Origin of the sequence: uncultured Candidatus Pelagibacter sp., assembly GCF_943788075.1 — a bacterium.
GTDB lineage: Bacteria > Pseudomonadota > Alphaproteobacteria > Pelagibacterales > Pelagibacteraceae > Pelagibacter.
The window spans coordinates 105,705-119,189 of sequence record NZ_CALSOW010000001.1 but is presented as its reverse complement, the minus strand read 5'-3'; the positions used below and the strand labels follow the sequence as shown (position 1 = coordinate 119,189).

The 13,485-nt window shown below is 29.1% G+C and carries 13 protein-coding genes and 1 pseudogene; 7 read left to right on the top strand and 7 right to left on the bottom strand.

Features of this window, described 5'->3' with window-relative positions; genetic code table 11:
• Position 1: 1 nt before the first annotated feature.
• The gene (locus Q0X98_RS00720) at positions 2-898 is read left to right on the top strand and encodes a prephenate dehydrogenase/arogenate dehydrogenase family protein (protein WP_297680470.1); all 897 of its coding nucleotides are present in this window, start codon (positions 2-4) and stop codon (positions 896-898) included.
• Here Q0X98_RS00720 and Q0X98_RS00715 read toward each other — a convergent pair.
• The 3 genes from Q0X98_RS00715 to Q0X98_RS00705 are packed head-to-tail and all read right to left on the bottom strand — an operon-like array spanning position 895 to position 4,448.
• Complete coding sequence (locus Q0X98_RS00715; protein WP_297680468.1) at positions 895-1,641, bottom strand: NlpC/P60 family protein; 747 nt, start codon at positions 1,639-1,641, stop codon at positions 895-897. The two genes, Q0X98_RS00720 and Q0X98_RS00715, sit on opposite strands and share 4 nt — an antisense overlap.
• Entirely contained in the window at positions 1,631-3,007 is a 1,377-nt protein-coding gene (locus Q0X98_RS00710) for an MFS transporter (RefSeq protein ID WP_297680466.1), read from the bottom strand. The genes Q0X98_RS00715 and Q0X98_RS00710 overlap by 11 nt, the downstream gene beginning before the upstream one ends.
• A 1-nt stretch (position 3,008) precedes the next feature.
• Positions 3,009-4,448, bottom strand: a complete 1,440-nt coding sequence (locus tag Q0X98_RS00705; protein WP_320415247.1) for a TrkH family potassium uptake protein — start codon at positions 4,446-4,448, stop codon at positions 3,009-3,011.
• Positions 4,449-4,537: 89 nt separating this feature from the next.
• Between Q0X98_RS00705 and Q0X98_RS00700 the strand changes: the two genes are divergently transcribed.
• From Q0X98_RS00700 to Q0X98_RS00685, 4 genes are read left to right on the top strand one after another with little or no spacing between them, the layout of a single operon-like run.
• Complete coding sequence (locus Q0X98_RS00700) at positions 4,538-6,100, top strand: lysine--tRNA ligase (RefSeq protein WP_297680461.1); 1,563 nt, start codon at positions 4,538-4,540, stop codon at positions 6,098-6,100.
• Positions 6,100-7,152: a quinone-dependent dihydroorotate dehydrogenase gene (locus Q0X98_RS00695; protein ID WP_297680459.1), complete on the top strand. Its 1,053-nt coding sequence runs from the start codon at positions 6,100-6,102 to the stop codon at positions 7,150-7,152. The genes Q0X98_RS00700 and Q0X98_RS00695 overlap by 1 nt, the downstream gene beginning before the upstream one ends.
• 52 nt (positions 7,153-7,204) lie before the next feature.
• Positions 7,205-7,516 carry a 50S ribosomal protein L28 gene (gene rpmB / locus Q0X98_RS00690; protein ID WP_028035965.1) on the top strand — a complete coding sequence of 104 codons (312 nt, stop codon included), beginning with the start codon at positions 7,205-7,207 and terminating at the stop codon, positions 7,514-7,516.
• Positions 7,516-8,109 (top strand): queuosine precursor transporter, encoded by a 594-nt coding sequence (locus Q0X98_RS00685; protein ID WP_297680457.1) that lies wholly within the window; start codon positions 7,516-7,518, stop codon positions 8,107-8,109. The genes rpmB and Q0X98_RS00685 overlap by 1 nt, the downstream gene beginning before the upstream one ends.
• On the opposite strand, the gene speB is transcribed toward Q0X98_RS00685, so the two are convergent.
• Genes speB through Q0X98_RS00670 form a run of 3 tightly spaced genes read right to left on the bottom strand, consistent with a single transcriptional unit; the run spans position 8,066 to position 11,171 of the window.
• Positions 8,066-8,941 carry an agmatinase gene (gene speB / locus Q0X98_RS00680; RefSeq protein ID WP_297680456.1) on the bottom strand — a complete coding sequence of 292 codons (876 nt, stop codon included), beginning with the start codon at positions 8,939-8,941 and terminating at the stop codon, positions 8,066-8,068. The genes Q0X98_RS00685 and speB overlap by 44 nt on opposite strands.
• Positions 8,942-8,943: 2 nt before the next feature.
• Entirely contained in the window at positions 8,944-9,987 is a 1,044-nt protein-coding gene (locus tag Q0X98_RS00675) for a deoxyhypusine synthase (RefSeq protein WP_297680455.1), read from the bottom strand.
• A complete protein-coding gene (locus Q0X98_RS00670) occupies positions 9,987-11,171 on the bottom strand; it encodes a type III PLP-dependent enzyme (protein ID WP_297680453.1) in 1,185 nt (394 codons plus the stop codon). Before Q0X98_RS00670 ends, Q0X98_RS00675 begins: the two co-directional genes overlap by 1 nt.
• A gap of 146 nt (positions 11,172-11,317) precedes the next feature.
• Between Q0X98_RS00670 and Q0X98_RS00665 the strand changes: the two are divergent.
• Positions 11,318-11,882, top strand: a pseudogene (locus Q0X98_RS00665) (ActR/PrrA/RegA family redox response regulator transcription factor).
• On the opposite strand, the gene Q0X98_RS00660 reads toward Q0X98_RS00665, so the two are convergent.
• On the bottom strand, positions 11,875-12,426 hold the full coding sequence (locus tag Q0X98_RS00660) for a biotin transporter BioY (protein ID WP_297680451.1): 552 nt from the start codon (positions 12,424-12,426) through the stop codon (positions 11,875-11,877). The pseudogene Q0X98_RS00665 and the gene Q0X98_RS00660 overlap by 8 nt on opposite strands.
• Before the next feature lie 114 nt (positions 12,427-12,540).
• Between Q0X98_RS00660 and Q0X98_RS00655 the strand changes: the two genes are divergently transcribed.
• Positions 12,541-13,482: a 5'-3' exonuclease H3TH domain-containing protein gene (locus Q0X98_RS00655; protein ID WP_297680449.1), complete on the top strand. Its 942-nt coding sequence runs from the start codon at positions 12,541-12,543 to the stop codon at positions 13,480-13,482.
• The last annotated feature ends 3 nt before the right edge of the window (positions 13,483-13,485 follow it).

Below are 13,485 nucleotides of genomic sequence, written 5' to 3'. Positions count from 1 at the left end.
TATGAAAAATATTTTAATTATTGGATGTGGTTTATTGGGATCATCTTTGTTGAGAAGAATTCAAAAAAAGAAGATGGCTGACAAGATTTATATTTATGAGAAATCAAAATCTAATATTACAAAAATAAAAAAATTAAAACTACCAGGAATAATTATAAAAAAATTAGAGGATGGAGTTGTAAAAGCAGATTTGATTATTTTATGTACACCAATGAATGAATATAAGAATCTTATTCTTAGAATGAACAAATGCTTATTATCCAAAACTATTATAACTGATATAGGTTCTTCAAAAATAGAGTCTTCAAAGATTATTAAAAAATTTTTAAGAAAAGATATTTCCTGGACACAAAGTCACCCAATAGCAGGATCTGAAGTAAGTGGACCAGAGCATGGAAGGCAGGATATATTTGAGGATAAATGGTGTGTTTTGATAAAAGAGAAAAGTACTAAGAAAAATCATTTAAGTATACTAAATAAATTTTGGAAAAAGATTGGATCAAAAATAGTTGTTATGAGTCCAGAAAAACATGATAAAATTTTTTCTATAACTAGTCACCTCCCACACTTGATTGCATACAATTTAGTAAAATCAGCACAAGACTTTGAAAAAATACAAAATTATGATTTGATTAAATATAGTGCAGGTGGGTTACGAGATTTTTCAAGAATAGCAGCCTCAAATGAAATTATGTGGAGAGATATATTTTTTAACAATAAAAATAATATTTCAAAAGCCATTGATCTATTTATCAAAAACTTAAATTCTTTTAAAAAAGATATTAATTCAAAAAATAATAAATCAATCTTAAAAAAATTAATTCAAACTAAAAAAGTAAGAACAAAAATTATTAAATTAAAGCAAGATGTTAACAAACCTGATTTTGGAAGAAGTTAATATTTTATAGAGGATATTTTTTTTATAGACAGGCTAGCTGTTCTTTCAATTCTCTCTATTGTTTTTATTATTGGCATAATTAATACTTTTTTTTCTGGACCATAAGCGTGAATTAATTGTTTAGAATTAATGCACACGGCAACATGACCTTTCCAAAAGATTACATCACCTTTTTTAAATACTTTTCTTTTTAATTTTTTTCTTGAATATTTGATTTGGTCTTTTGTATCTCTTGGATAAAAGGAATTATTATAATAATAAAATAGCTGCAATAAAGCTGAACAATCAATTCCATTGTAAGTTTTGCCACCCCAAACATACTTAGTTTTTAAAAATAATCTTAATATTTTAACAAAATTCTTTTCTATGTGATAAATCTTTTTTGTATCTTTTTTTTTTAACCATTTATTTTTATCAAATTGTAAAAAATTTTTATTTTCATGAATTATCGAAAATTTTGATGCAAAAGGTAAAAAAGATTTCGTTTTATTATTAGGTTTACTATAAATAAAAGCTTTTAAACTATAAACTTTGTGTGATGGCTTATAGTTTTTTACATAATTTTCATTTTTGATATAGCCAACATAATTATCAAATAAAGATTTTATTTTTATCCAATCTTTATTTTTAGATAAAATTTTAAATTTTTCTCCATATAGAATTTGTGAGGTAACTTCTGAAAATCTAGAAGTTGTTTTATAAATATTTGAATATTCCTTCTTATAAAAAAAATTATTTTTCACTAAGTTTTATTTTATCTTTAATAAACCATAAGCAAATCAAAGATGGGATAACCATAATAGCTGTTAGAATAAAAAACGTACCCCAATCGCCATTTAACCAATCAACTAAAGCTCCAGATGATGATGCAAGAGTAGTCCTTCCTGCAGTTCCTATAGAAGCTAGTAGGGCGTATTGGGTTGCTGTATAGGTTCTATCTACAAGTAGTGAAATAAAAGCTACAAAAGCAACTGTTGCAAAAGCTGCTGCTATATCGTCAAAAATTACAGCAACTGCAAATAACCACTCTGATTTTCCACTCCACGCTAATGCTGTAAACAATAAATTAGTTGTAGCCATTAAAATACCAGCAAGAAACATTGCTTTTAAAACTCCTGATCTAATTACAAATAGACCACCTAACAATGTAAAGATAACTGTTGTAACCCAGCCCAAAGTTTTTGAATAAATAGCAATATCACCTTTAGAAAATCCAATTTCCTTATAAAAAACTATAGACATACGACCCAAAAATGCCTCACCTATTTTAAATAAAAACACGAAACCTAAAATACCTATTGCAATTGAAAATCCATTTTTTTTGAAAAAACTTATTATGGGACCCCCTAGGGTTCCACTTATCCAAGCAATTATATTTGTAATAAGATTTTGTGATCCAAGTTTACTCTGAATTAGTTGGTCAGTTTTTCTTTGATTAACCTTCCTGGTACTTGAAGCAACTTCATGAACAAACATAAGCCCAATATTCATTAAGATTACTACAATTCCCAAAATTAAAAATGTTGATTGCCAGTAATTAGCTATGCCAATATTTTGAAAGTATTCTGCGGTAAATAAAGCTATTACACCACCTAATTTATATCCACTCCACCAACCAACAACTGCCATTGCAGCACCAGCAGCCATTGATTTACCCTCATTTTCACCGATCTGTTCAATTCTTAAAGCGTCCACAGTTATGTCCTGTGTTGCTGATGCAATGGCAATGATTAAACCAATTGTAATTAATAGTGCAAGATTTTCTGTTGGGTTTATTAAACTCCAAACAATCAAGCAGATCAAAATTGCAGTTTGCATTAAAACTATCCAGCCACGTCTATGACCAAGTTTTTTTGTAAGATAAGGAATTTGAAGTCTGTCTATTAGAGGTGCCCATAAGTAATTAAATGCGTATACCCCAAATATTAATCCTGCCCATCCTACTGTAGATCTACTTAGACCTTCTTCTTTGAGCCACAAACTCAAACTACTGCCTATTAAAACCCATGGAAAACCAGAGATGGCTCCAAGTAGTAGTATTCTTGTCATTCTTCTATCAAAATAAACCGAAAAAGTTTCTGATAGAGATTGTTTTTTTATTTCAATCATTTTAACTTCTCCAAAAAGATGGCAAGAATAATACTAATATTGCAAATAGCTCAAGTCTACCTAAAATCATACCAATTGTTAAAATCCATTTAGAAATATCAGGTAAAGATGAAAAATCTCCATTAGGACCTATAATAGGACCCAATCCTGGTCCAACATTTGAAATTGATGTAGCAGCCCCTGAAATTGCAGTAATAAAATCAAGACCTGTTAAAGACAGCAGGGCAGCAAGCACAAAGAAAATTACAAAGTAAAAATAAATAAAGGAAATTATTGATGCAATAAACTTGTCATCAACTGAGCTTTGATCATATTTAATTACGAATACACCTTTTGGATAAATAATTTTTTTGAGTTGAATTGCTATAAATGAATATAGAATTTGAATTCTAAAAATTTTAATTCCACAAGTTGTTGATCCAGCACATCCACCTATAAACATTAGTGCCAAAAACAAAGTGATCGGAAAACTACCCCAACTATCGTATTCAGAATTTACATAACCAGTTCCTGTTAATATAGAGATGCTATTAAAAAAAACTGATCTTAAATTAAAATTTTCATAATTATTTAACAATAAGTACGCAGATAACAATAAAATTGCTGTAATAACAATTTTAAAAAAAGTTTTAATTTGTGTATCTGTTAAAAAAATTTTTTTATTCCCACTTATAAATTTAATGTAAGCTATAAATGGTATACTTCCTAAAATAATGAATATCATAGAGGCTATCTCAATTGGAATACTATTAAAATAACCAATAGATTGATTGTAATTTGAAAAACCGCCTGTGGCTATTGTGGTCATAGAGTGAGTTAAGCTATCAAATTTACTCATCCCAAATAACCAATAAGTCATTCCACACAATATGGTTAAGCCTGAGTAAATATAGATTAATCTTAAGGCTATCTCCTTAGATTTTGGAAGTATTTTTTCTGATGAATCATTACTTGATATTTTAAATAATTGCATTCCACCAACGTTCATTATTGGCATTAAGGTGATGGCCATAACAATAATACCGATGCCTCCCAACCATTGTAATATAGCTCTCCATAACAAAATTGCTTTTGGTGTAAACTCTAGATTTGAAATAATTGTAGATCCAGTGGTTGTTATTCCTGACATACTTTCAAAAAATGCATCAGTCACTGATAGTTCTATTGTCGAAAATATAAATGGTAAAGATCCAAAAATTGCTATACTCAGCCAAGAAAGTGCAGTGAGTAGAAATGCCTGTTGTAAATTTAATTTTTTATCGTGGTCTAAGTTTGATAAAAAAAACAAAGTTCCAAAAATTATTGTGACAATTGATGCCCCAAAAAATGATGAGTCTATTTCAGAGTAAGCAATTTGAGCTATAATAGGAATGAACATTGATACTCCAAGTATTATTTGCAAAATCCCCAGTGTAAAAAAAACAGTTTTATAATTAGACATTTTGAAAGAACATTATTTTATGGTAAATAAATTTCAACTCTATAAGAATTAGTAAAACCACTGATTTAAGATTTTTAGAAGCATAATTCATGATTAAAAAAGAAAATTTAGACAAAACTAGTGCTTGGCCTTTTGTTGAAGCAAAAAAATTACTGCGAGAGAGAAAATCTTTCATAGAAAAAAAAGGTAAAATTATTCTTCAAACAGGTTATGGTCCTAGTGGTCTTCCACATATAGGAACATTTGGTGAAGTTGCAAGAACTTCCATGATGGTAAATGCCTTAAAACAGTTGTCAGATTTTCCAACTGAAATAATTACATTTTCCGATGATATGGATGGTTTGCGAAAGGTTCCAGATAATGTTCCTAATCAAGAATTATTAACCAATAATCTTCACAAGCCATTAACTCAAGTTCCTGACCCATTTGAGAAATTTGCTAGCTTTGGTGAACATAACAACGAAATGTTAAAAAATTTTTTAGATAGTTTTAAATTTGATTATAATTTTCAAAGCTCTACATCACTTTATAAAAGTGGATTTTTTAACCCAACACTTAAAATTATTTTAGAAAATTATGAAGGGATTATGAATATTATCATTCCTACATTAGGCAAGGAGCGTCAACAAACCTACAGTCCTTTTTTACCTATTTGTCCAGAGACAGGACATGTTTTAGAAATTCCTGTCATCGAAATTAACAAAGAAAAATCAAATATAATTTTTGATAATAAGGGAAAAAAATTAGAGGTAAGCGTCTTTAATGGTAATTGTAAATTACAATGGAAAGTAGATTGGGCAATGAGATGGTATGCTTTAGATATTGACTTTGAGATGTATGGAAAAGATCTAATAGAAAGTGCAATTTTATCTACTAAGATAATAAATCTATTAGGAAAGAGAAATCCATCTGGCTTTGCTTATGAGTTGTTTTTAGATGAAAAAGGTGAAAAAATTTCCAAATCAAAAGGAAATGGAATTACAATTGATCAATGGTTGGAGTATGCATCACCAGAAAGTTTATCTTTATACATGTATCAAAATCCGAAAAGAGCAAAAAAATTATATAAAGAAATAGTTCCTAAGGCTGTTGATGAGTATTTAGATTGTATTGAAAAATCAAAAAAACAAAATGAACTTCAGTTATTAATGAACCCAGTTTGGCACGTTCATAATGGTAAAATTCCAACAGAGGAAATGATTATGACATTTTCAATGTTGCTGAATTTAGTAGAAACCAGTAATGCAGACAGTAAGGATTTGTTATGGAAGTTTGTTAAGAAATATAAATCAGATATTTCTGAATCAAATTTTCCAATTTTTGATGGTCTAGTTGGTTACGCAATAAAATATTTTAACGATGTAATTAAAGCTCAGAAAAAATACAAAACACCAAATAGCTCAGAAAAATTAGCTCTTGAGGCATTGGTTAAAACTCTTGAGAAGTGTACAGATGAAATGTCGCCAGAAGATATTCAAACTTTGATTTATTCTACAGGAAAAGAAAATGGTTATGCAGATAATCTAAGAGACTGGTTTAAATTAATATATGAGGTAGTTTTTGGGGATGAAAATGGACCCCGAATGGGATTTTTTATAAGCTTTTTTGGTGTAAAAGAAACCAATGAGTTGTTAATAAATAAATTAAAATAATGTTCTCTAAACTAAGATCACTGATATTTAAAGTAGATCCAGAAAAAGCACACACTCTAGCAATAAAGTCATTAAAATTTAATTTAGTTCCAAACGTATTTGATGAAAATAAAAATGACCCTATATTTCAAACAAAAATTTTTGATAAAGATTTAGATAACCCAATAGGAATGGCAGCTGGCTTTGATAAAAATGCCGAGGTATATAACTCATTATTTAAATTAGGATTTGGATTTGTAGAAGTTGGAACAATTACTCCTTTGAAGCAATATGGGAATCCCAAACCTAGAGTGTTTAGATTAGTAGAGGATGAAGCATTAATTAATAGACTAGGTTTTAATAATCAGGGTGCTGAAATTATTAAACAACGCACTAAACGTAACAAAAAATTAGGCTTGCTAGGTATTAATGTTGGTCCCAATAAAGACTCTAGTGATAGATTGAATGATTATCTAATTGGATTAAAGACTTTTTATGATGATGCAGATTATATAACTATCAATATTTCTTCACCTAACACTGAAAATTTAAGAACATTCCACGAAGGTGATAAATTACAAGATTTACTCAAATCTATTGAAGAGGAAAGAAAAAATTTAAAATCAAACATTCCCATTGCTGTTAAAGTTTCACCAGACATAAGTGAAGATCAAGTGAATCAGATCTCAGGAATTCTTTTAGAACATGAAATAAAAGCAATAATTGTTTCAAACACATCAGAGGCTACGAGAGATAAACTTAGTAATATTCAAAGACATCAAAAAGGTGGTTTATCTGGAAAACCAATTGAGAAAAAATCTAATGTTTTAATAAATAAATTTTACAAATTATTAAAAGGTAAAATTAAAATAATAGGTGTTGGCGGAGTTGACTCTGGTCAAGCTGCTTATGATAAATTTTTAGCTGGAGCAGATCTTGTTCAGCTATATACAGGAATGGTTTTTAAAGGTCCAAATATTGCTGGAATTATTAAAAAAGACCTAAAAGAATTATTAATCAGAGATGGAGTTAAAAATTATACTGAAATTATAGGAAATAAAACTCTATCTTAAATGTATTAAACTTGACGCATTACCCATCTCCCCTTATATAGGCACTATTATTATGTCAAAAAAATGTGAATTAACTGGTAAAATCCCAATGAAGGGTCACAATGTTAGTCATGCTAACAACAAGACTAAGAGAAGGTTTTTGCCTAATTTAAAAAAAGTAAAATTCACAAGTGAACTAATGAAGAGAAGTTTAAAATTAACTGTGAGTAACTCCGGTGTTAGATCTGTTGATAAAAAAGGTAGCTTTGATGAATTTCTTAAAGCTGTTAAAAATAAAAATTTATCACCAAGATTAAAGAAATTAAAAAAAGGCATATTAATAAAATCCCCTTTTAAGAAAAAGCCTGTAGCTAAATCTGCTTAATGAACAAACTATTTATTACCCTATCAATTTTGATGGGAGTAGTTGTTTTATCCTCTAATTATCTTGTACAATTTCCGATAAATTATTATGGTTTAAGTGAAATTCTTACTTATGGAGCTTTTAGCTATCCAGTAGCTTTTTTGATTACAGATTTAGCCAATAGATTTTATGGTAAATTTGTAGCTAGAAAAATTGTATATTTTGGTTTTTTTATAGGGATTATTTTTACTCTTTTATTCTCAACTGATTTTGCTGATTTAATTTCTATAAGAATAGCAATTGGATCTGGAGTTGCTTTTATAACAGCACAACTATTAGACATTCAAATTTTTGATCGTCTAAGAAAAAAGAAGTGGTTTATAGCGCCTTTAACTTCATCTTTTATTGGTTCAACAGTCGATACTTTTTTATTTTTTTCAATATCATTTTATGCAACGGGAGTTCCTTGGATAACATTATCATTAGGTGATTTAGCAGTGAAATTATTTGTATCATTAGTAATGCTGATACCTTTTAAAATTTTACTTACAGTTACAAGCCAATCTAAATTTAATACAAAAATTTATAAGATAAGATTTTGTAAGCTAGCTTAGCTACAAGAAAGTTATATGAGTTAAAACCTTTTATGGGCGATAATTCATTAATATCTGCACCAACAATTTTTGAATTTTTTGCAGCAATTCTAATAATATTTAAAGTTTCATCCCATAATAATCCACCAGGTTCGGGAGTTCCAGTTGCAGGCATTATACTTGAGTCTAGACCATCAACATCAAATGTTAGATAAACAGTTTTGTTTTTTATTAATTTCTTAAATTTATTAAGATTCCATTTGTTTTTATCTTTGGCCCAAAAAATATTAATCCTAGATGAGTTTTTCTTTAAAAATGGAATCTCACTTTTAGATATATTTCTTATACCAAAAGAAATTAATGAAACATTTGAATAGTCCAAACATCTTTTTATTGCCGAAGCATGTGAAAATTTTTCTCCATTATAGCTTTCTCGTAGATCTGCATGAGCATCAAAATGTAGAAGACAAATATCTTTATATTTTTTTACAAAAGGAGCAATACACCCGGGTGTAATTGAGTGTTCACCACCAAAAGTCATAGGAAAAAGTTTTTTATCTAAAATTTCCTTATTAATTTTAGACATTTTTGAGAGGGCTTTTCTAATGTCTTTGTTAATCTTGAAAGGTCTTAAAGTTTTAATACCTATTTTTTTGTATGGTTCACAGTTTAATTCTTCATCGTATAGCTCTACTTGATGAGAAGCTTTAATAATTTCCTTGGGTCCGTTTTTAGTTCCCCCACCGTAACTAACAGTTTTTTCAAGTCCAAAAGGAACTACAACAACTTTTTCTTTGAAATCAACTTTATTGTCAATTCCTAAAAATCCATTTTTATTAGAAAGATATTTCAATTTTATTTAAAAATTTTTGTAAAGTTTTTTCTATCTCTATTTTTCCACTCACCTTTATGATAAGCATCACTCGCAATTAAAGGTAATACGCTTGTTGCTTCTGCAAATACCATTTGTTCTTTTGTAATATCTACTTTACCCCAAGAACTTGCTTCTTTTAAAGTTGAGCTACTACAAGCACCATCTCTTGAGTCAGCCACAGTAATTTGTACAGCATATTTATGCATATCAACTTCTTTACCTAATAGCTCAGCACAAATTACAGTATCTTGTATAAAATTTTTTGGCACACCTCCACCAATCATAAATAGACCTGACCCTTTAGATTTAATTTTTATTTCAGTAAGCTCTCTGAATTCTCTTACAGAATCTATGGTCATGTGTTGTTTTGGATTTTTTTCTTGATGAATCACCAGACCAAAACCAGCACTTGAGTCTGTAAAGGCAGGACAAAAAATTGGTACATCGTTATCAAAAGCTGTTTCAATTAAAGAGTCTTTCTTTTTTGAATTTTTTTTTAAATATTTTCCCATTTCATAAATAAATTCTCTAGAAGTGTAGCTTCTTGGATCTAGCGTATCAGCAATTTCACATATAATTTTGTCACACATTTGAAGTTCTTCTTCATCTATATAAGTGTCATATATTCTATCTATATAATTATTTCTTAATTCAGTATCGTCTTGGAATTGCGAACCTTGATAGTGCTTAAACCCAAGTGCTTCAAAAAAATCCATATCAACAATAGAAGCACCTGTTGCAACAATTGCATCAACCATATTATATTTAACAAGATCCTTATAAATATTCATACATCCGGCAGCAGAGGTTGAACCAGCTAAAGTTAAGAATATTGTACAATCATTATCTTTTAACATATCATTATAGATATTAGCTGCATTAGCTGTTTCTCTTGATACAAAGGACATCTTTTCCATTGAAGAGATTATTTTTCTAGAATCAAATGAGGTGATGTCAATGTGCTCAACAGGATTTTTTAAAAAATCTTTTTTACTATTATGACCTGGGTTTTTATGATCTGACATTAAGCAACCAAATTAGCTTTGTTAATGTCTTTGCCATACATTGTCATGATTGGTTTGTCTTCAACTTCAAAGATTTCATCTGAATAATAACCATTAAATTGAGTTCTAAATGTTAAACCATAAGCACCCAATTGACCAAGCTCAATGTAATCATTTTCCTTAATATTATTAGGAAGAAGAAAAGGACCTTTCATATAATCCATGCTATCACAAGTTGGTCCAAAAAAATCAAAAGCAGTTAATTTTTTTGATATTATTTTATTTGAATTATCTTTAATCATTTTAGATGGGAAGACTATATTTGGTGTTCCTGCATCAAATAAAGTTCCATAGGTACCATCATTAATATACAGTTTTTGTTTTTTTCTTAAATTAACTCGTACAATTGTAGAACCACTTTCTGCAACTAAGGCTCTTCCTGGTTCACAAATAATTTCAGGTAACTTTTCAAGTTTTAAGTTTTCTAATCCTTTTTTAATTTCATTAAAATAGTTATCCATAGATTGAGGTATTAGGTCAGGATAAATTGTTGGAAATCCCCCACCAACATTAATGTAATCAGGCAAAATTTTTGTTTTTTTAATTATATTTCCAATTTCATTAATACCTTTTGAATATGAAATTGGATGCATACATTGTGAACCAACATGAAAACTCAGTCCAATTTTTTTTGCATGTTGTTTAACTAATCTTAATAATCCAGCGGCCTCTGAGTTTAATGCACCAAATTTTTTTGATAAATCTATTTCAGCATGTTCATTAGAAACTGCAACTCTTACAAATAATTCTAAATCTTTTGCATTATTTGTACTTTCAATTATTTTTATTAACTCATCCTTAGTATCTAATGAGAATGTTTTAACTCCATAATTAAAATAAGCTTCTTTAATACTTTCTCTACTTTTAACCGTATGCATATAAGAGCATTTTGCTGTTTGGCTAAAATTTCTAATACTTTTAATTTCTTCTATAGAAGCGACATCAAATTGCTCTACACCACTGTCTATAATTGTTTGAATTACAGCAGGATGTGGATTTGTTTTAACTGCATATAAGATTTTACCAGGAAATTTTTTTTTAAAATATGTTACTGCAGATAGAATAGAATTCTTTCTTATACAATAAATCGGTTTCTCAGGTTTCAGCTGATTTATTATTTGTTCAACTGATTTAAATTTTTGCATTTAAAATGCCTCCAAAAAAAATTTAATAAAAAAAAGCTTTTTATTGCTAAAAAACTTTAAAATTTCCTCCTATTAAGCCCATAGATTAATAATGTAAAGCAAATAATAGGCATTGAATTATGTCAGTTAATCTCCATATTAGATTAATGAAAGAACAAGTAGTCCTTAAAAATATCAACGATTTTGAGAACAAATCTCTACTTATAGTTGATGATGATAATCCGTTTAGGGAGAGATTAGCTAGAGCAATGGAGAAAAAAGGTTTCGAAGTTACTCAAGCAGAAAGTGTACAAAAAGGCGTGGAGTCGGTTAAAGCTAAGAAACCTGGATTTGCGGTTGTAGACCTAAGACTTGGAGATGGAAACGGACTAGAGGTTGTAAAAGAAATTCAATCTACTAACAATGAAAGCAGAATAATTATGCTAACTGGTTATGGAAATATTCCAACTGCAGTAGCAGCGATTAAAGAAGGTGCCATTGATTATCTTGCTAAGCCAGCTGATGCAGAAGATGTTGAAAAAGCTTTACTTGCAGATCCTACAAAAAAAGCTGCTCCTCCAGAAAATCCCATGTCTGCAGATAGAGTGAAATGGGAACATATACACAGAGTATTTGAGATTATGTAATAGAAATGTTTCTGAAACTGCAAGAAGATTAAAAATGCACAGAAGAACTCTTCAAAGAATTCTCTCTAAAAGATCCCCTAGATAAAATTTCTTATCTTTAAAATTTGTTTCGTTATTAAAGCTAAAAGCACAATTTTAAAAATTTCTGCTAGTAGAAATGGTTGAGCACCTAAGGCTATAATTGGTTTGTCCCAGCCAATAAGAGTTCCTAACCATAATAATCCTAATATATAAATAGTAGAGGTTGCTATTACAAGTTTAACTAAAACCATTAAAAAATTATCTCTATCATTAATTTTTGAGGCTAAATATCCTGCAGTTAAAAAACCTATCAAATATCCCATAGTTGGACCTGTAAAATAAACCAATCCAACACCCTTTTCAGGAGAATTTGAAAAAACAGGCAAGCCTAAAATTCCCTCAAACAAATATAATCCTATACTAGCAAGACCAATTTTGTATCCAAGACTAATACCTAAAAACAAAACCACAAATGTTTGCATAGTCATTGGAACTGGATAAAAAGGTATTTTAATTTTAGCTGAGATAGTTAGAGCTACTGATCCAAGTATTATTGCTAACACTGATTTTATTAATTTAGATTGAGATATATTTTTAGTTAGCTCCATAAAAAAATAATACTATCAAACTCTAAAATAATCTAGATAAAATTAATGAACTAAAAAAAAGTAAATTTTTTTATATACAGATTTTAATACGACTGTAATATTTAAGGATATCTAATGGATAAAATTCAAAAAACAGATCATTTTTACCTTATTGACGGCTCAGGATATATTTTTAGAGCTTATTACGCGCTACCCCCATTAACTAGAAAAAGTGATGGATTGCCAACTGGAGCAGTAAGTGGCTTTTGTAGTATGCTTTTCAAACTACTTGAAGACTCAAAGTCAGATCAAAATTTACAAAAACCAACACATTTTGCCGTAATTTTTGACTCTGCAAGAAAAACATTTAGAAATGAAATTTATAGTGACTATAAGGCTAATCGCTCAGAAGCACCTGATGATTTGGCTCCTCAATTTGAGTATATCAGAAAGTCAGTGCTAGCTTTTAACTTACCCTCAGTCGACCTACCTAATTATGAGGCAGATGATTTAATTGCAACTTATGCTGAAAAAATATTAAAGAAAGGTGCTAAAGTTACAATTGTTTCATCAGATAAAGATCTGATGCAATTGTACAAAAAAGGAGTTCGTATTTTTGACCCTATGAAAAATAAATTTATTTCAGAAGAGGATATTCTCACAAAGTTTGGAGTTGATGCTTCAAAAGTAATAGATGTACAATCTCTAGCAGGTGATAGCAGTGATAACGTTCCTGGAGTTCCAGGCATAGGAGTTAAAACGGCTGCAGAACTAATTAATAAATATGGAACTTTAGAAAAACTTTTAAAATCAGCAGGTGAAATAAAACAAAATAAAAGAAGAGAAACATTAATTGAAAATAAAGATAAAGCTTTGATTAGTAAACAGCTTGTGACTTTAATGAAAGATGCTCCAATTGACAGAGAATTGAGAGAGTTTAAGTTAAAAGAAATAGATAAAGATAAGCTCTATACATTTTTGAGAGAAATGGAATTTAATCGGCTTTTGAGTTCAGTCATATCTGCATATGGTGAACCAAAATTATCAAGTAAAATAAGTGAAAAAAATCATCAGTAAAGC